This is a genomic window from Mesorhizobium sp. M0478 (assembly GCF_040321305.1).
Classification (GTDB): Bacteria; Pseudomonadota; Alphaproteobacteria; order Rhizobiales; family Rhizobiaceae; genus Mesorhizobium.
Genome location: NZ_JAMYRH010000004.1, coordinates 167168 through 183325 on the forward strand (window position 1 = coordinate 167168; position 16158 = coordinate 183325).

At 62.9% G+C, this 16158-nt stretch carries 17 protein-coding genes; 6 read left to right on the forward strand and 11 right to left on the reverse strand.

The features are described 5' to 3' along the window. Positions 1-79: 79 nt before the first annotated feature. Positions 80-709 carry a TetR family transcriptional regulator C-terminal domain-containing protein gene (locus tag NKI64_RS11995; RefSeq protein ID WP_023668211.1) on the forward strand — a complete coding sequence of 210 codons (630 nt, stop codon included), beginning with the start codon at positions 80-82 and terminating at the stop codon, positions 707-709. 9 nt (positions 710-718) lie between these two features. On the opposite strand, the gene NKI64_RS12000 is transcribed toward NKI64_RS11995, so the two are convergent. Continuing rightward, positions 719-1591 (reverse strand): helix-turn-helix transcriptional regulator, encoded by an 873-nt coding sequence (locus NKI64_RS12000; protein WP_023697054.1) that lies wholly within the window; start codon positions 1589-1591, stop codon positions 719-721. A gap of 99 nt (positions 1592-1690) precedes the next feature. Between NKI64_RS12000 and NKI64_RS12005 the strand changes: the two genes are divergently transcribed. Together NKI64_RS12005 and NKI64_RS12010 are read left to right on the forward strand one after the other, a co-directional pair. Continuing rightward, complete coding sequence (locus tag NKI64_RS12005; protein WP_023821794.1) at positions 1691-2530, forward strand: SDR family oxidoreductase; 840 nt, start codon at positions 1691-1693, stop codon at positions 2528-2530. After that, positions 2527-3249 carry an SDR family oxidoreductase gene (locus tag NKI64_RS12010; RefSeq protein WP_352668105.1) on the forward strand — a complete coding sequence of 241 codons (723 nt, stop codon included), beginning with the start codon at positions 2527-2529 and terminating at the stop codon, positions 3247-3249. Before NKI64_RS12005 ends, NKI64_RS12010 begins: the two co-directional genes overlap by 4 nt. A 2-nt stretch (positions 3250-3251) precedes the next feature. On the opposite strand, the gene NKI64_RS12015 is transcribed toward NKI64_RS12010, so the two are convergent. The 6 genes from NKI64_RS12015 to NKI64_RS12040 form a co-directional block, all read right to left on the reverse strand. Further along, entirely contained in the window at positions 3252-3629 is a 378-nt protein-coding gene (locus NKI64_RS12015; RefSeq protein WP_023682193.1) for a DoxX family protein, read from the reverse strand. Positions 3630-3705: 76 nt separating this feature from the next. Further along, on the reverse strand, positions 3706-4164 hold the full coding sequence (locus NKI64_RS12020; RefSeq protein ID WP_023668206.1) for a carboxymuconolactone decarboxylase family protein: 459 nt from the start codon (positions 4162-4164) through the stop codon (positions 3706-3708). A gap of 31 nt (positions 4165-4195) precedes the next feature. Next, positions 4196-4714, reverse strand: coding sequence for an RrF2 family transcriptional regulator (locus NKI64_RS12025; RefSeq protein WP_023668205.1), 519 nt, complete (start codon positions 4712-4714; stop codon positions 4196-4198). A gap of 109 nt (positions 4715-4823) precedes the next feature. Further along, positions 4824-6137 (reverse strand): NAD-dependent dihydropyrimidine dehydrogenase subunit PreA, encoded by a 1314-nt coding sequence (gene preA / locus NKI64_RS12030; protein ID WP_023712066.1) that lies wholly within the window; start codon positions 6135-6137, stop codon positions 4824-4826. A gap of 12 nt (positions 6138-6149) precedes the next feature. Next, the gene (locus NKI64_RS12035) at positions 6150-6992 is read right to left on the reverse strand and encodes a class I SAM-dependent methyltransferase (protein WP_023687987.1); all 843 of its coding nucleotides are present in this window, start codon (positions 6990-6992) and stop codon (positions 6150-6152) included. A 5-nt stretch (positions 6993-6997) separates the two neighbouring features. Further along, entirely contained in the window at positions 6998-8353 is a 1356-nt protein-coding gene (locus NKI64_RS12040; protein ID WP_352668108.1) for an NAD(P)-dependent oxidoreductase, read from the reverse strand. A gap of 294 nt (positions 8354-8647) precedes the next feature. On the opposite strand from NKI64_RS12040, the gene NKI64_RS12045 reads away from it, so the two are divergent. Continuing rightward, a complete protein-coding gene (locus NKI64_RS12045; RefSeq protein ID WP_352668111.1) occupies positions 8648-9016 on the forward strand; it encodes a hypothetical protein in 369 nt (122 codons plus the stop codon). A gap of 33 nt (positions 9017-9049) precedes the next feature. On the opposite strand, the gene NKI64_RS12050 is transcribed toward NKI64_RS12045, so the two are convergent. After that, on the reverse strand, positions 9050-9778 hold the full coding sequence (locus NKI64_RS12050; protein WP_352668113.1) for a gamma-glutamylcyclotransferase: 729 nt from the start codon (positions 9776-9778) through the stop codon (positions 9050-9052). 195 nt (positions 9779-9973) lie between these two features. Between NKI64_RS12050 and NKI64_RS12055 the strand changes: the two genes are divergently transcribed. Further along, positions 9974-10750 carry a VOC family protein gene (locus NKI64_RS12055; RefSeq protein WP_352668115.1) on the forward strand — a complete coding sequence of 259 codons (777 nt, stop codon included), beginning with the start codon at positions 9974-9976 and terminating at the stop codon, positions 10748-10750. A 75-nt stretch (positions 10751-10825) separates the two neighbouring features. Here NKI64_RS12055 and NKI64_RS12060 read toward each other — a convergent pair whose 3' ends face one another. Then, positions 10826-11500, reverse strand: coding sequence for a hypothetical protein (locus tag NKI64_RS12060; protein ID WP_352668117.1), 675 nt, complete (start codon positions 11498-11500; stop codon positions 10826-10828). Between the two features lie 21 nt (positions 11501-11521). Here NKI64_RS12060 and NKI64_RS12065 point away from each other — a divergent pair, with 21 nt between their 5' ends. Continuing rightward, positions 11522-11914, forward strand: coding sequence for a DoxX family protein (locus NKI64_RS12065; RefSeq protein ID WP_023687981.1), 393 nt, complete (start codon positions 11522-11524; stop codon positions 11912-11914). A gap of 92 nt (positions 11915-12006) precedes the next feature. On the opposite strand, the gene NKI64_RS12070 is transcribed toward NKI64_RS12065, so the two are convergent. Together NKI64_RS12070 and NKI64_RS12075 are read right to left on the reverse strand one after the other, a co-directional pair. Beyond that, complete coding sequence (locus tag NKI64_RS12070) at positions 12007-14448, reverse strand: GcvT family protein (protein WP_352668120.1); 2442 nt, start codon at positions 14446-14448, stop codon at positions 12007-12009. A 78-nt stretch (positions 14449-14526) separates the two neighbouring features. After that, complete coding sequence (locus tag NKI64_RS12075) at positions 14527-16065, reverse strand: trimethylamine methyltransferase family protein (RefSeq protein ID WP_352668121.1); 1539 nt, start codon at positions 16063-16065, stop codon at positions 14527-14529. Positions 16066-16158 lie beyond the last annotated feature (93 nt).

Consider the following 16158-nt stretch of genomic DNA (forward strand, 5'->3'; position numbering starts at 1 on the left):
CACGGGTAAGAGAAAAACTGGTCCAGAGAATTGGTCCAGATGAACCCTGCGGCCAAGGCTTGCAGGGGTGAGCGGCGCCATGGAAGGCTCAGCCCCTCGCCGCACCCGCATCCAGCAGGAAAAGCGCGAACTGATCCTGGAGGCAGCCCTCGAAGTCTTCTCCGCCAACGGCTTTCGCGGTTCGACCATCGACCAGATCGCCGAGGCCGCCGGGATGTCGAAGCCGAACCTGCTCTACTATTTCCGCCGCAAGGAAGACATCCACGAAACGCTGATGGAGCGGCTGCTGGCGACGTGGCTGGCGCCACTACGTGAACTCGACGACATCGGCGACCCCCTGACCGAGCTCAGGAGCTACATCCGGCGCAAGCTCGAAATGGCGCGTGATTTTCCCAGGGAAAGCCGGCTGTTCGCCAACGAGATCCTGCAAGGCGCGCCGCGCATCATGCCGCTGCTGGCGGGTGAGCTGAAAACGCTGGTCGACGAGAAGGCCAACGTCATCAAGGGCTGGATGCGCGCGGGAAAAATCGCCCGCACCGATCCCTGGCACCTGATCTTTTCGATCTGGGCGACGACGCAGCACTATGCCGATTTCGATGTCCAGGTCCGCGCGGTGCTTGGGCCCGATCGCGGCGGCGACGGCCGCTTCGAGGATGCGGCGCGGTTTCTGGAGCAGTTGTTCATTGATGGGCTGAAGCCGAAGGGCTGACCTTGGGCGTCAGGCGCTGCGGCGCTCCGCCGGCATCGCCTCAAGCAAATTCTGCAGCTTCTCGATCGAATTCTGTTCGGCCAGCGGCGTGTAGACGATCAGCTTCATGTCCGAGCCGTCGTCGATCGACAGGCTCATATGCTCGAACGTCATGGCGCCGGCGCTCGGATGTCGGACATGTTTCACCCCCGACAATCGGCGTGCCACGTCGCGTTGCGGCCACCAGTCGCGAAACTCCGGACTTGAGCGCGTCATAAGCACGATCAGCCGCTCGAAATCCGCATCGCCCACATAGCGGGCGCTTTCCGCCCGGAACGAGGCCAGCACGGTGCGCGCCAATTGCTCCCAGTCAACCAGCAGGCGCCGGTGATGCGGATTGGTGAACACCATGTGGACGATGTTGCGGGCGTCGCCCTCTAGCAGGCCATAATCACCGAACACCGCTACCGCCGCCGGATTCCAGGCCAGCACATCCCAGCGCCGCCCGACGACATAGGCCGGCTGCAGCACCAGGCTCTCCAGCATATGCATTAGCGGGCCATCGACCTTTTCCGGCGCAGCCACGCGGTTCTCCGGTTGCTGGCGGCCTGCCAGGATGAACAGATGCCGCCTTTCAACGGCGTCGAGGCGCAGCGCTTCGCTGAGCGCCGCTAGCACCTCCACCGAGGGTCTGACCTCGCGCCCCTGCTCTAGCCATGTGTACCAGGTGGTGCCGACGCCGGCGATCATCGCCACTTCCTCGCGACGCAAGCCTGGCGTGCGTCTCCGCAGGCCGGTCGCGATGCCGGTGGCGGACGGCGTCAATCTTTCGCGGCGCGAGCGCAGGAAGGCGCCAAGCTCGCGCCGGCGGCTGTCTTCAGCGGAGTGCGTGGGGGCATCCATGAGAGCTATTATAGCAGTATTGATACCAGGATAAAGTTTGAACTGTTTGGGCTGGGTCAGGCGCCCCATCTTCCATCCAGAGAGATGGAGGCTCTGAATATGGATCTGAAAGACAAGACAATCCTCATCACCGGTTCGACCGACGGCGTCGGCCGTGTCGTCGCGCAAAGGCTGGGCGCCGGCGGCGCGCGCGTGCTGGTGCATGGCCGTGACGCGGCTCGCGGCAAGGCAACCGTCGCAGAAATCGAATCCGCCGGCGGCAAAGCCGAGTTCCTCGCCGCCGACCTCGCCTCGCTAGCCGAGATCCGCCGCCTTGCCGAGGCCGTACGCGCAAAAACCGACCGGCTCGACATCCTCATCAACAATGCCGGCATCGGCACGGCCGGCGCCAAGCGACAGCTCAGCGCCGACGGCTTCGAACTGCGCCTTGCGGTCAACTATCTCGCCGGTTTCCTGCTGACCTCGGAACTGCTGCCGCTGCTCAAGGCGAGTTCGCCGGCGCGCATCATCAACGTCGCTTCGGCCGGCCAGCAGGCGATCGATTTCGGCGATGTCATGCTGACACGTTCCTATGACGGCGTGCGCGCCTATTGCCAGAGCAAGCTGGCGCAGATCCTGTTCACCATCGACCTGGCCGGAGAGTTGAAAGGCAGCGGCGTCACCGTCAACGCTCTGCATCCGGCGAGCTACATGAACACCACCATGGTCCGCCAGGCCGGCGTGACGCCATGGAGCTCGGTCGAAACCGGCGCCGACGCCATTCTCAACCTCGCGACATCGCCCGCGCTGGAGGGCCGCAGCGGCCTCTATTTCGACGGCCAAAGGGAGGCCCGCGCCGACGCACAAGCCTATGACGCCAAGGCCAGACAGCAATTGCGAACCCTGAGCCTCGACTTCGTCGGCCAGGCTTCCCCAAAATCGAAGGAACAGCATTCATGACCGGCAAGATCGAACACACGGTCGTCATCGGCGGCTCATCCGGCATCGGCCTGGCGACGGCGCGAAAACTGCTTGGCCCGGGCATGAAGGTGACCATCACCGGACGAAACCAGGACAAGCTCACCAGCGCTTGGAAGAGCCTGGGCGGCGCCGCCGACAAGGCCGCCTTCGATGCTTCGAAGCCGGACGAGGTCCGCGGGTTCTTCGAGCGCCTCGGACCGTTCGATCACCTCGTTCTGGGCGCCAGCGGCGGCAAGGGACTTGGGCCATTCGAAACCCTTGACCTCTCAGACATCGCCGGCGGCGTCGACGAGAAAGTCCGGCCGCAGCTGTCCTGCCTGCAGGCTGCCTTGCCGACGCTCAACAGATCGGGATCGGTCACCTTCATCTCGGCGGTTTCGGCACAATTGTCGGCGCCCGGCGTGGCCGGCATCGCCGCCGTCAACGGCATGCTTTTGACTGTGGTGCCGATCCTGGCGGTCGAGCTGAAACCGCTGCGCGTCAATGTCGTCGCGCCCGGCGTCATCGACACGCCATGGTGGGATTTCTTGCCCGACGGCCAGCGGCAGGCGGTGTTCAGCGACTATGCCGGAAAGACCCCTGTGGGCAGGATCGGCCACGCCGAAGACGTCGCCGGCGCAATCGCCTTCCTCGTCTCCAACAGCTTCATGACCGGCCAGGTGCTGACCTGCGACGGCGGCCTGAGATACGCAGCGTAACCTTAAAGCGACTGCGCGATCAGCGTCAGAAAACCACCGGCCAGCGCGACATTGCCGACGAAGCCGTTGATGCGCGATGCCCGGTCCGGGCCCTGATGGTCCCAGAAATTGTGGAACATCGGCGTAGCAACGATGAGAAACAGCACCAGCACAGCACTGGCGATCGCGGTCCACAGGCCGGCCATCACCAGCGCGCCGGCAACGGTCTGCAGGACGATGCCGGCCCACAACGCCAATCTCGCCTGCGGCACGCCGCGCGCGGCCATCAGCCCGGTCAGGAACGCCTCGTTTTGAACATTGCGCAGTCCCGCGACAACGAAGGCGCCGCCGAGCAACAGGCGGCCGAGAAACAACAGGGTCGAAGGCAAATCGACAGGCATGAAATCTTCCCCGTACTTAAGCATGAAACAGGTGGAGCGCCGCCCTTTCCACGGCGCTCCATGACTAACCGCACGGTCAGGCTGCTTTGGCCGCCGGCATCGGGTGAATGGCGTGGAACGGGATGCAGAGCCGGTTCCAGGTGTTGATCATGCCGATCGCGACCGACAGCTTGACCAGTTCCTCTTCCGAGAAGTGCTCTAGCGTGCGGGCATAGAGTTCGTCCGAAACGCCATTGTTGGCGATCAGGGTCGTTGCCTCGGTCCAGGCAAGCGCCGCGCGTTCGCGCTCGGAAAACAGCGGCGATTCCTTCCAGGCCGAAACCAGATAGAGCCGTGTCTCGGTTTCGCCATCGCGCCTCGCCTCGCGGCTATGCATCTCGACGCAGTAGGAGCAGCCATTGATCTGCGAGGCGCGGAGCTTGATCAAATGCAGCAGGCTCACTTCAAGCCCGCATTCGTCGACCGCCTTGTTGAGCGCCGACACGGCTTTCATGATCTCAGGCGCCTTGGCGAAGAATTGCAGTCTCTGTTTCATCGTCTTTCCTTCACATCTGTTTGGCGGGGGATTAAATCTGTTTGGTCGAAGCGGGTTTCTGCGGCCGCTGATGGCGCGCCACAAAGGCACAGCTGGCGGCAAACGATCGCGGATCGCCTTCGGCCTTGTAGTCAGCCACGATGTCGGACAACCGGGTTTCCGCGAGAGCGGCACGATAGGCACGCTCGGCTTTCAGCATCGCGGCATTGATGCCGCACGGCTTCACATAGGCCGAAGCATCGATCTTGACCGGGCCGCGCTGGCGGATCTCGCCGCAGCGGAAGGCCGGCTCGCGACCCTCGACCGCAAGCACGATATCGAGCAGCGTGATGCGCTCGGCCGGACGCGCCAGCCGGTAGCCGCCCGCCGGTCCCGGCACCGATTCCAGGATGCGCGCAGCAGTCAGCTGGTTCAGATGTTTCAGCAGATAGCTCGGCGACAGGCCGAAGGACTCTGCCAAGGCAGCACCCGGTATCGTGCTGTTGCCCTCCACGCTGGCCAGTGTGGCCGCGCAATGGATGGCCGCTTCTACACCCTCGCCCAGCTTCACGATGTTGCGCTCCTATTCATGGATATCTTTTATCCTAGATAAAATTTATCTGCAATAGGAAAATGAAAAACGGCGCTCGAAGGCGCCGCTTTTTTCTTCGACCCGTCCCCTACTCCGCAGCCACCTTGGCCATCGGGTTGTTCGGGTGCGTCGTCCAGTTGGCATAGACCGGCGACACCGGCTTGCCGGTGCGCTGGTCCATCACGCCGGCGGCCAGCGGCTCCATGGTGATGCAGTTCTCGACCGGGCAGACATTGACGCACAGATTGCAGCCGACGCATTCGGCCTCGATCACCTCGAAATGCCTGACGCCGTCGACCATGTTGGTGATTGCCTGGTGCGAGGTGTCCTCGCAGGCGATGTGGCAGCGGCCGCATTTGATGCAGGCGTCCTGGTCGATATGCGCCTTGGCGATGTAATTGAGGTTGAGATACTGCCAGTCGGTGACGTTGGGCGTGGCGCGGCCGACGATGTCGTCGAGCGAGGCATGGCCCTTCTCGTCCATCCAGTTTTCGAGACCGGCGATCATCTCCTGCACGATCTTGAAGCCGTAGGTCATCGCCGCCGTGCACACCTGCACATTGCCGGCGCCGAGCGCCATGAACTCGGCAGCATCCCGCCAGGTGGTGATGCCGCCAATGCCGGAGATCGGCAGGCCGTGCGTTTCGGGATCGCGGGCGATCTCGGCCACCATGTTCATGGCGATCGGCTTCACCGCCGGGCCACAATAGCCGCCATGCGAGCCCTTGCCGTCGATGGTCGGCTGCGGCGCGAAACTGTCGAGATCGACGCCGGTGATCGAGTTGATGGTGTTGATCAGCGACACCGCGTCGGTGCCGCCGGCGTGGGCGGCGCGCGCCGGCTTGCGCACATCGGTGATGTTGGGCGTCAGCTTGGTGATGACAGGCATGCGGGTGTTGGCTTTGCACCAGCGCACCACCATTTCGATATACTCCGGCACCTGGCCGACAGCCGCGCCCATGCCACGTTCCGACATGCCGTGCGGGCAGCCGAAATTGAGCTCGATGCCGTCGGCCTCGGTCTCCTCGACCACCGGCAGGATCGCCTTCCAGCTTTCCTCGACGCATGGCACCATCAGCGAGACGACGATGGCGCGGTCGGGCCAGTCCTTCTTGACCTGCTTGATCTCGCGCAGATTGACCTGCAAATCGCGGTCGGTGATCAGCTCGATATTGTTGAGGCCGAGCAGGCGGCGGTCGGCGCCCCAGATCGCGCCATAACGCGGGCCGTTGACATTGACCACCGGCGGGCCTTCCTCGCCCAGCGTTTTCCAGACCACGCCACCCCAGCCCGCCTTGAAGGCGCGGATGACGTTGTAGGCCTTGTCGGTCGGCGGCGCCGAAGCCAGCCAGAACGGATTGGGCGATTTGATGCCGACGAAATTGTTGCGGATGTCTGCCATGACAGGTCCCTTTCAACCGAGACGAAGGAGCATTTCCACGGGTGCGAGAATGCCGCCTTTAAGCGCGGGGGTGAGATTGGCGATCTTGGTGCCGGCGTTCTCGCCCATGATAAGATTAACGCCAGGCGGCGGCTTTTTTCCTTCCGCCTGCGCCGCAGCCATGCGCGCCCGTATCGTGTCGAAAAATTCGATGGCGAAGGCGCCACGAGGGCGCTCGGCGGTTACAGAGAACCCCGCGGCGGCGGCAGCCGAACGATAGTCGTCGGGCGTGGCAACGAAGGACATGCTCTCGTCGGATGCCCATGGCAGCGGATAGGTCAGCGCACCTGCCTTGAGCCGCATCACATCGTAGACGGCAAAGACGCCGCCCGGCTTGAGCACACGCGCCGCCTCGCTCATCAGCTTTTTCTTGTCGGGAAGATTCATGCCGACATGCAGGATCATGGCCGTATCAAAGCTTTTGTTGCTGAACGGCATGTCCAGCGCGCTGCCCTGCACGAACCGGACTTTGTCGGCCATTCCCACCCGCTTCGACAGGCTGGTCGCGATGTCGACATAGCTTTGCGTCAGATCAATGCCGGTGACATCGGCGCCGGCATTGTTGGCGGCGAAGCGGGCTGGACCACCCACGCCGGAACCAATGTCGAGCAGCCTGGCCCCCGGCTTCAAACCCATCTGGCCGATGAGTTCCCTGGTGGCGGCGATACCGCCAATGTGGAACTCGTCGACCGCTTCGAGATCGCCAGCGCGTAGATGGGCAATTTCCACGCCGGTATCGGCGACCACGGCAAGAATGTGCTGCTCTAGATCCGAGACGTCGTAGTGACGCGCGATGCCTGATTCCACTGAGGCCATGATCTCTATCCCTGTGCCAGACTCCGGTTGATGCTCTCCGCCGCATCGCGGCCTTGCGCGACGGCCGATACCGTCAAATCGTCGCCGCCAAAAATGCAGTCGCCGCCGGCCCAGACATTGGCGAGCGAGGTGCGCCCTTCTGCGTCGACCTTGATGCGGCCGGCTTCGAGTTCGATCGCAGCACCGCTGCCGTTAAGTGCCGCCGGCACAAAGCTCTGGCCGATCGCCTTGAACACCTGGTCGGCGGCCAGCGTCAGCCGCTCGCCGGTGCCGACAAGCGTGTCGCCGTTCATCGCTGTGTATTCGAGCTCGATGCCCGACACTTTGCCACCTTCGACAATGACCCGCTTCGGCTGCAGCCAGTGGCGGATGGTGACGCCGTTGGCGGCTGCCAGATCCTGCTCGAACTCGGAAGCGTTCATGTGTTCCTGGCCGCGCCGGTAGCAGATCGTCACCTCCTCGGCGCCGAGCAGCTTCGACTGCACGGCGGCGTCGATCGCCGTCATGCCGCCGCCGATGACGACGACGCGCCGGCCGATTGGCAGGCTCGAGAGATCGCTGGCCTGGCGCAGTTCGGCGATGAATTCGACTGCATTGACGACGCCACCGGCCTCCTCGCCATCGGCGCGCAGCGCATTGACGCCGCCAAGCCCCATGCCGAGGAAGACGGCATCATAATTGAGGATCAGGTCCGACAGCTGGTAGTCGCGACCGAGCGCCTTGCCGTTATGGATATCGATGCCGCCGATCCCCGTGACATAGTCGACCTCGGCCTGGGCGAAATTGTCGATGCTCTTGTAGGCGGCGATGCCATATTCATTGAGGCCGCCGGCCTTCGGGCGGGCTTCCAGAATGGTGACGTCATGGCCCTGGCGGGCGAGCCGGTGGGCCGCGGCAAGACCGGCCGGTCCGGCGCCCACGACGGCGACCGACTTGCCGGTCGATTCAGCGCGCGGATAAAACTGCTTGTGCTCGGCCATGGCGACATCGGTGGCGTAGCGTTGCAGGCGGCCGATCTGCACCGGCTTGCCTTCCGCCACCTCGCGCACGCAGACCTCTTCGCAAAGCGTCTCGGTCGGGCAGACGCGGGCGCACATGCCACCCAGTATGTTCTGGTCGAAAATCGTCTTGGCCGAACCGATCGGGTTGCCGGTCGAGATCTGGCGGATGAACAGCGGAATGTCGATCGAGGTCGGGCACGCATTCATGCACGGCGCATCGTAACAGAAATAGCAGCGGTCGGATTCGACCAGCGCCTCGTGGTGATCGAGCGGCGGATGCAGGTCGGAAAAATTCTCGGCGTACTGGTCGGCGGCAAGCCGGCCGCCGGCAATGCCGTCCTTGAACTGGCCTTCTGGCATCGTCAGTTCCCCTGTTTTCGTTTTGGGGAAGGCTAGCACGTTTTATTTTTTTATCAATTGGTCAATTTTCGCCGCAAGCCACTGAAAAGACTAGCTCATAATATGATTTTGCTACTCATGTTATGACTTTCAGCTTATGGCACGGGCGAAAGGCCGGAGCTCGTAGCGCCGCTATGGATCGACCGGATCTCGTCGGCAACCAGTTGCTGAAATCGCCATAGAGGATGAAATACAATGAGTCGCTTTCGAACTTTTCAGATCGCCGTAACATGGTACAAAGGAGCAGGTCACCGCATGAGCAGCAATATCAGTAGCCAAAGACTGAGCCTTCGGCGGAAAGCCTCGTCGGCCATGATTACTGATGAAGAACTTGATGTCCTCAGGTCTTTGGACACCGCAGGCGAGCGCTGCTGGGCGTTCAACGCCCTGCCGCAAATCAAGCAGGAGAAATGGCGCATTTATCGTCGGATAAAGTTTCTTGTCGACCATCTCGGCATCCACCCTGAAAATGCAAAAATTGAAACTTACGGATATTTCTACAATCAAGGGGACCGGGCGGCGGCTAAACTCAACTGGCACCCTCAAGAGGGAAAAGGCGACATCTACGCCCGGCCAGACAAGTCGATTCCGCTGGTCAAGGACACGACGGTCATCGACTTCTGAGCGCTACGATGTGCAGATGCCAAACGGTTAACCTCAGTTGCCTAGGCTTTTGACAGTCGAAAAATTAGAGCTTGGAACGCCGCCGTGGATCGACCGTATCTCGTCGGCAACCAGTTGCTGCAGTCGCCACAGATTGCGGTCGCAAATGCCGAATTCCTCGAGGTGGCTGACGGTGTTGTAGAGATATTCGGCACCCGAGCCGACATGGCCGCAGGCCCGCGCCAACACCCGCGCCACCCGATCTAGCGGCTGCCCAAGCGAGGTTCCCCTGCCCGTCACCCCGACCCAGAAGCCGAGCGCCCGTATCCGGCCCTGCTCCGTGCGCACCGGAACCCACCGGACCGAGCTGACACTCTCATGGTCGTCGATCTCGCGCCGCAACAGTCTTTCGATCTGCTCCGGCTTGTCGCCGTCGGGCAGGCGGTAGATGACGCCGTCGCATCGGCCGCCGCGTTCGAGCGCCATCATCAGCCCCGGCTGCGCGACGCTGCCGCGCCAGCGCACCATGTCGAGGCAGAAGGAGCGGTGCCAGCCGAAAGCGGTGGCGCGCTGGCGTTCGACTGATTCGAAAGCCGGCTTCCAGATCAGCGAGCCATAGGCGAACACCCACAAAGGCCCCTCGTCTGCTTCTTCAGACAGCCGCAAGGCTAATGTCCGGTAATCCTCATCGTTCAGCTGCGTCCAACTGCAGTCGGGTCCGGGATCGACCTCTTCGCGATGACACAGTGACACAAGCTCAGGCGTGAGCGACATAAGGCGCATGAAACTACTACCCCTCGTTTGCCCCAAGGAAAGTCGAAAACCGCCCCAAGTGCAAGCCGCCGGTGGGGCGAAGTGCGGAACGATGTGTCAACGCAGCCGTTGAATTTTCTCCGGTTCGCTGTCGGATTCGCGTCGCTGAAAACGTCCTTTGATAGATCGGACAACGATCGATGCATGAAGGTGAGGAGACTAAAAATGCCGAAATCCCCAATGCCCTTCTTCTGGTACGAGTTGATGACCAGCGACCTCGATGCGGCGCAAGCGTTCTACACCACCGTGGTCGGCTGGCGGGCTGAGCCCTTCGACAAGGCGCCCGGCATGCCGCGCTATATCGTGGTGAACTCCGCCGAGCGTGGCGTCGGCGGGCTGATGACCCTGCCCGAGGAAGCAGCCAGGACGGGTCTGAAGCCGGCCTGGTTCGGCTATATCCACACCAGCGATACCGATGCCTCGACCGAGGCACTGAAAGCCGCCGGCGGGGCTGTTCACCGCGAACCCGACGACATTCCCGGCGTCGGCCGCTTCTCCGTCGTCGCCGACCCGCAAGGCGCCGCCTTCATGTTCCTGCAGCCCAATGGTCCCGACCAGCCCGTCCTTCCGGCAACGACGCCGGGCCATGTCGGCTGGCACGAGCTTTATGCGTCCGACCGCCAGAAGGCCTTCGATTTCTACTCAAGCCAGTTCGGCTGGACTGATGCCGGTAGCATGGACGTCGGCGAGATGGGCATCTATCAGACCTTCTCGGCCGGCCCTGAATCCGGCGGCGGCATCATGAACAAGCCGCAACAGCTGCCGGTGCCGGTCTGGCTGTTCTACTTCAATGTCGACGTCATCGACGCAGCCGCCAAACGCGTCACCGACAATGGCGGCAAGATTGTCATGGGTCCGATGCCGGTGCCGACCGGCCAATGGATTGCCCAGTTCACCGATCCGCAAGGCGCTTATTTCGCGCTGATCGCGCCGGGCCGCTGATCCCCTCCGGTACTCGCCTGCACGGAACTGCTCTCATCGCGCCGCTGGTGCGATGAGAGGCGCGTCCGGGCGCGGTCACTCCGGCGCCAGCACCGCAACTTTGAGGTTCTCTTTCCTGGCGCCGCTGAGCTGGATCGTGGCTGCGCCAGGCGTCAGCTTGAAGCGCAGGCTCTTGCGGACGCCGAGGCAGGTCTTCACGCCGCTGAAACCGGCTGATTTCACGGCCTGGCCATCCTGAATGACGTCGACCCAGGCCTCATCGGACAGGCTGATCTGGAGCTCTCCTTCCGTTGGCACGGCCACGTTTGCCGTCGCGCCGAACGTGCCGGCTGCCGGCGCGCGTTGCGGTGAGACCATGAAGCTGACCGCATCGACCGGCTCCAGCGCCATATCCGCGGCTTCGCCGAAAGCAAGAGAGGCACCGGACTGCGCGGCGGGCGCTGCCGGAAACAGTTCCTGCTCGCGTGTTACCGGCCATTTGAAGGCATCGCAGCCAGCATCAGCGGCCACGGCGAAACTGGTGCTTGCGAGGATTGCGAACAGGCTGATGGCGACTTTTTTCATGGCGAAGGAACCCGTCTGGTTTGGAGTGTCTACTCGCACATATACAACCTTAACGAGATGTATGCAACCATAACGAGAGCAAATTTCGAAGTCAGACTGGAAATAATTGCAATCACCGATTGTTGATGACAGGCCATGGGAAGTGAATGGTCCAGCGCCGGGTGATGATTTATGGCCGGGCCACATGGTTGGAAAAATGGAGTTTAGATGAAGCTTTTTGACGGTCTCGCCAGATTTCAGCCGCAGGCACTCGGCGTCCTGCGCATCATCACAGCCCTGCAGTTCCTCGAGCATGGCTCGCAGAAACTGTTCAATTTTCCGGTCAGCGCCGAGCCTCACGCTCTTAGCGGCCTGACGGCGACGGCAGGCATCCTGGAATTCGCCGGTGGCATCCTGCTGGCGCTCGGTCTGTTGACCCGCCCGGTCGCGTTCCTTCTGGCCGGCGAGATGGCCATCGCCTATTTCATGGCGCACTACCCGCGCGACTTCTTCCCGGTCAACAACAGCGGCGACGCGGCAATCTCCTTCTGCTTCATCTTCCTCTATCTGGTGTTTGCCGGCGCCGGCGCCTTCGCGCTCGACAACCGCCGCAACGTCTGACGCGCAATGCATGTCGCCCAAAGGTGCGCAGCGGTTTTGGGATAACGACATGCACAAAGGAATCTGAAGCGCCTCGGCGAAGCCGAAGCGCTTCAGGCGCGCATTCGCTCGAAGTTCGCGTCAAAGAGCGGCGCTGCCTGAACGCGCGCCGCGTGGCGCTTGCCCAAAAGTTCGATTTCGAAGCCGTCGCTCTTGTCTGCGATCTCCTTCGGCACATAGCCGATGGCGACGGATTTCTTCGAGTGATGCGCATAGCCGCCCGACGTCACCCAGCCGCGCACCGCGCCATCGTACCAGATCGGCTCGTCGCCGATGACATCGGCATCGTCGGCATCGAGGATAAATGTGCGCAGCCTGAGCTTGCCCCCCTGCTTGCGCTCGGCAAGAGCGCCGGCCTTGCCGACGAAATCGGCATCCTTGCCATAGGCGACGAAACGGTCGAGCCCGGCCTCCAGCGGCCCGTAGATCGGCCGGTATTCGCGCGCCCATGAGCCGTAGTTTTTCTCCAGCCGCAGCGCATTGAGCGCGCGCGAGCCGAACAGGCCGAGGCCGAATTCCTCGCCTGCCGCCATCAACGCCTGGAAGGCAGCGCGCTGATATTCCGGCGGCACCCAGATCTCGTAGCCGAGATCGCCGGTGTAGCTGACGCGGCCGACCAGGCATGGCGCCGTGCCGATGTCCATTTTCGCGACCGCCATGAAGGGGAATGCGGTGTTGGCGACATCCGCGCGGCTGACCTTCGCCAGCACCTCCCTCGCCTTGGGTCCGGCGATCGCCAGACCGGTCAGTTTCTGCCCCAGCGCCTCCATGCGCACTGAGCTATCCGCAGGTAAATGCGCCTCGAACCAGCGCATATGATACTGCTCGGCGATACCGGAGCCGGCGATGAACCACTCGGTCCCGTTGGAATTGGTGGCACCGATATTGGCCAGCGTGAAATCGCCGATGAGCTTGCCGTCATCCTTCAGCATCGGCGCCAGCGTCATGCGGCCTGGCTTGGGCAACTTGCAGGCAAAGACCCGGTCGAGCCAAGCGGCCGCCCCTCCTCCCGTCACCTTGTATTTGGCGAAGTTCGAAATCTCCGCCAGGCCGACGCTCTCACGAACAGTCGCGACCTCATTGGCGACATGGGAAAAATCGCTGGACCGCCGCCACGAGAACTCGTCCTTGACACCCTCGGGCGCAAACCAGAGCGGCACTTCCAGCCCATAGGACACGCCCCATTGCGCGCCCTTGGCCGACAGCAGATCATAGATCGGCGTCGTCTTCAGCTGCCGCCCGGCGGGCAGCTCCTCATTGGGGAAACGGATCGAGAAGCGGCGCGAATAGTTCTCGCGCACCTTGGCATTGGTGTAGGCCATCGTCGCCCAGTCGCCGTAGCGCGCGACATCCATCGCCCAGATGTCGGCGCCGGGATCGCCCTCGATTATCCAGTTGGACAGCGCCAGGCCGACGCCGCCGCCTTGTGAAAAGCCCGCCATGACGCCGCAGGCGACCCAGAAGCCGGGAAGGCCACGCACCGGCCCAACCAGCGGATTGCCGTCCGGCGCGAAGGTGAAGGGCCCGTTGATGATCTGCTTGATGCCGGTCCTCTCGAAGGCCGGGAAATGCCTGAAGCCGACTTCGAGCGACGGCGCGATGCGGTCGATGTCCGGCTCCAGCAATTCATGACCGAAATTCCACGGCGTCTGGAATTCGGACCAGACCTTATTGGCCTTCTCGTACGTGCCCATCAGCATGCCGCCGCGCTCCTGGCGCAGGTACAGCTCACCATCGAAATCGACGGCATGGATGATCTCGGTCCCCGTCTTGGCGTTCCACGCCGCCACCTCGGGCATATCCTCGGTGATCAGGTACATGTGCTCCATTGCCAGCACCGGCAGCTCCAGCCCGACCATGCGGCCGACCTCGCGCGCCCATAACCCGCCGGCATTGACGACATGCTCGGCCACCACTTCGCCCTTGTTGGTGATGACGCGCCACATGCCGTCGGGCCGGCGCACAATGTCCTCGACCTTGGTGAAGCGCTCGACCTCGGCGCCCAGTTTCCGCGCGGCCTTGGCATAGGCATGCGTCACGCCGGAGGGATCGAGATGGCCGTCCTCCTTGTTGCGGACGGCGCCGACGAATTGTTTCGGGTCGAGCAGCGGCATCAGCTCGGCCGCTTCATTGGCCGATATCTCCTCGAGGTCGATGCCGAGGTAACGCCCCTTGGCGACGACGCCGCGCAGCCAGTCGAGCCGCGCCTCGGTTGCAGCCAGAAGCACGCCGCCGGTCAGATGTACGCCGGTCGCCTGTCCCGACAGCTCCTCGATCTCCTTGTAGAGCGAGATCGTGTATTTCTGCAGCTTGGCGACGTTGGGGTCGCCATTGATCGTGTGCATGCCGCCGGCCGCATGCCAGGTCGAGCCGGAGGTCAGCTCGTCGCGCTCCAAAAGCATGACATCGGTCCAGCCATGACGCGCCAGATGGAACAGCACGGAGCACCCGACGACGCCACCGCCAATGACCACGACCTTTGCATGCGATTTCATGAGTTTTGCTCTGTTATCAATGAGTTGAGGAGATAAGGTGAATCAGAAAGGCAGCGCCGCGCGCCGACGCTGAAAAAGTCACGGCTCGCCCTGCCCGATCGCTTCCTTGCGCCTGGCCACATACGCCTCCAGCGCCTCGCGCACGGCGATATCCATCACCGGCTCGACATAGTCTTCCAGCGCCTTCTTCCACAGCCGGGTCGCGCGCGCCGTCGTGTCGAGGCCGCCGGCCTCCTGCCATGCCTCGTAATTCTGCCAGTTGGACAGTATCGGCTGGTAGAAGGCGGTGGCATAGCGTTCCAGCGTGTGCGGTTCGCCGAAGAAATGGCCGCCGGTCGGCACCGCGCCCAGCGCCTCGACCGCAAGCTCCGCCTCGTCGACGACGATCGGGCGCAAGAACTCCATCATGTGCTGGATCATCTCGACATCAATGATGAGCTTTTCGAACGATGCCGTCAGCCCGCCCTCCTGCCAGCCGGCGGCATGATAGACGAGGTTGCCGTGGCCGAGCACAGCGCCCCACAGCGCCATCAGCGTCTCGTAGGCGCCTTGCGCGTCCGCCGCATTCGATGCCGACCCCGGTGTCGTGCGGTAGGGCAGATTGTAGCGCCGCGCCAATTGCCCCGAGGCGATGTTGGCCTTGGTGTTCTCCGGCGTTCCGAAGGCCGGCGCGCCCGACTTCATGTCGACGTTGGAGGTGAAGGCGCCGTACATCACCGGCGCGCCGGGGCGCACCAGTTGCGTCAGCACCACGCCGAACAGCGCCTCGGCATTCTGCTGCGCCAGGGCGCCGGCGAGCGTCACCGGGCTCATCGCGCCCATCAGCGTGAACGGCGTCACCGCCACCGACTGGCCGAACTCAGCCATGGTCATCAGCCCTTCGGCCATCATCTCGTCGAAACGCCGCGGCGAGTTGACCGAGATGATGGTGGCAATGCCGGGATCATCGCGCATCTCGTCCAGCGTCAGCCCGCGCGCGATTGCCATCATCTCGATGCCGTCCAGCGCCCGGCCTCGTCCGATCGCCGAGACATGGAACGATTTGTCGGTCAGCGTCAGGTTGGTGAAATAGGTATCCATGTGCCTGGTGTTGGCCGGCAGTTCCACCGGCGCGCAGACCTGGTTGCCGAGCATGTGGATGCAGTTGAAATGCTGCGCCAGCCGGGTCAGATCGGCATAGTCGTGCAAGTTTCCAGCGCGCCGGCCGCGCTCCATGTCGTGCACATTGGGCGGCCCGGCGACGAGGGTGAAATTGATCGTGTTGCCGCCGAGATGAATGGTGTTGGCGGGGTTGCGCGGCGTCAGCCGATAGCTGGACTGCGTGGTCTTCAGCGCCTCGGCGACAAGGCCCCGGTCGATGCGGACATTCGCGGTCGCATGGTCGACTTTTGCGCCCGCCTTCTCGAACAGCGCCAGCGCCCGCTGAGACATCACCTCGATGCCGAAATTTTCCAGAATGTGCATCGACGCCTGGTGGATCGCTTCGACCTGGCCGACTGAGAGCATCGCCATCGGCGGATAGGGATTGGTCACCCGCCGCAGTGGAAGTTGCGGGATGGCGGCGGGCCCCCGGTTGCTGGTTCGCTCCGCGCCGCGCTTTCGTCTTGGTTCATTCATGCCTGGCATCAGAGCGCCGGCATCCGGATATCGCTGTCAGAAATCCGCCCTTCGCGGGCGTGATTTTATCCAAGGCGGCATTTTTGAATTCTG

Bases quoted from the DNA above. Each gene is read 5' to 3' on its own strand.
- NKI64_RS11995 (WP_023668211.1), top strand. From the start codon at position 80: ATGGAAGGCTCAGCCCCTCGCCGCACCCGCATCCAGCAGGAAAAGCGC.
- NKI64_RS12000 (WP_023697054.1), bottom strand. From the start codon at position 1,591: ATGGATGCCCCCACGCACTCCGCTGAAGACAGCCGCCGGCGCGAGCTT.
- NKI64_RS12005 (WP_023821794.1), top strand. From the start codon at position 1,691: ATGGATCTGAAAGACAAGACAATCCTCATCACCGGTTCGACCGACGGC.
- NKI64_RS12010 (WP_352668105.1), top strand. From the start codon at position 2,527: ATGACCGGCAAGATCGAACACACGGTCGTCATCGGCGGCTCATCCGGC.
- NKI64_RS12015 (WP_023682193.1), bottom strand. From the start codon at position 3,629: ATGCCTGTCGATTTGCCTTCGACCCTGTTGTTTCTCGGCCGCCTGTTG.
- NKI64_RS12020 (WP_023668206.1), bottom strand. From the start codon at position 4,164: ATGAAACAGAGACTGCAATTCTTCGCCAAGGCGCCTGAGATCATGAAA.
- preA (WP_023712066.1), bottom strand. From the start codon at position 6,137: ATGGCAGACATCCGCAACAATTTCGTCGGCATCAAATCGCCCAATCCG.
- NKI64_RS12035 (WP_023687987.1), bottom strand. From the start codon at position 6,992: ATGGCCTCAGTGGAATCAGGCATCGCGCGTCACTACGACGTCTCGGAT.
- NKI64_RS12040 (WP_352668108.1), bottom strand. From the start codon at position 8,353: ATGCCAGAAGGCCAGTTCAAGGACGGCATTGCCGGCGGCCGGCTTGCC.
- NKI64_RS12045 (WP_352668111.1), top strand. From the start codon at position 8,648: ATGAGCAGCAATATCAGTAGCCAAAGACTGAGCCTTCGGCGGAAAGCC.
- NKI64_RS12050 (WP_352668113.1), bottom strand. From the start codon at position 9,778: ATGCGCCTTATGTCGCTCACGCCTGAGCTTGTGTCACTGTGTCATCGC.
- NKI64_RS12055 (WP_352668115.1), top strand. From the start codon at position 9,974: ATGCCGAAATCCCCAATGCCCTTCTTCTGGTACGAGTTGATGACCAGC.
- NKI64_RS12060 (WP_352668117.1), bottom strand. From the start codon at position 11,500: ATGTGGCCCGGCCATAAATCATCACCCGGCGCTGGACCATTCACTTCC.
- NKI64_RS12065 (WP_023687981.1), top strand. From the start codon at position 11,522: ATGAAGCTTTTTGACGGTCTCGCCAGATTTCAGCCGCAGGCACTCGGC.
- NKI64_RS12070 (WP_352668120.1), bottom strand. From the start codon at position 14,448: ATGAAATCGCATGCAAAGGTCGTGGTCATTGGCGGTGGCGTCGTCGGG.
- NKI64_RS12075 (WP_352668121.1), bottom strand. From the start codon at position 16,065: ATGAATGAACCAAGACGAAAGCGCGGCGCGGAGCGAACCAGCAACCGG.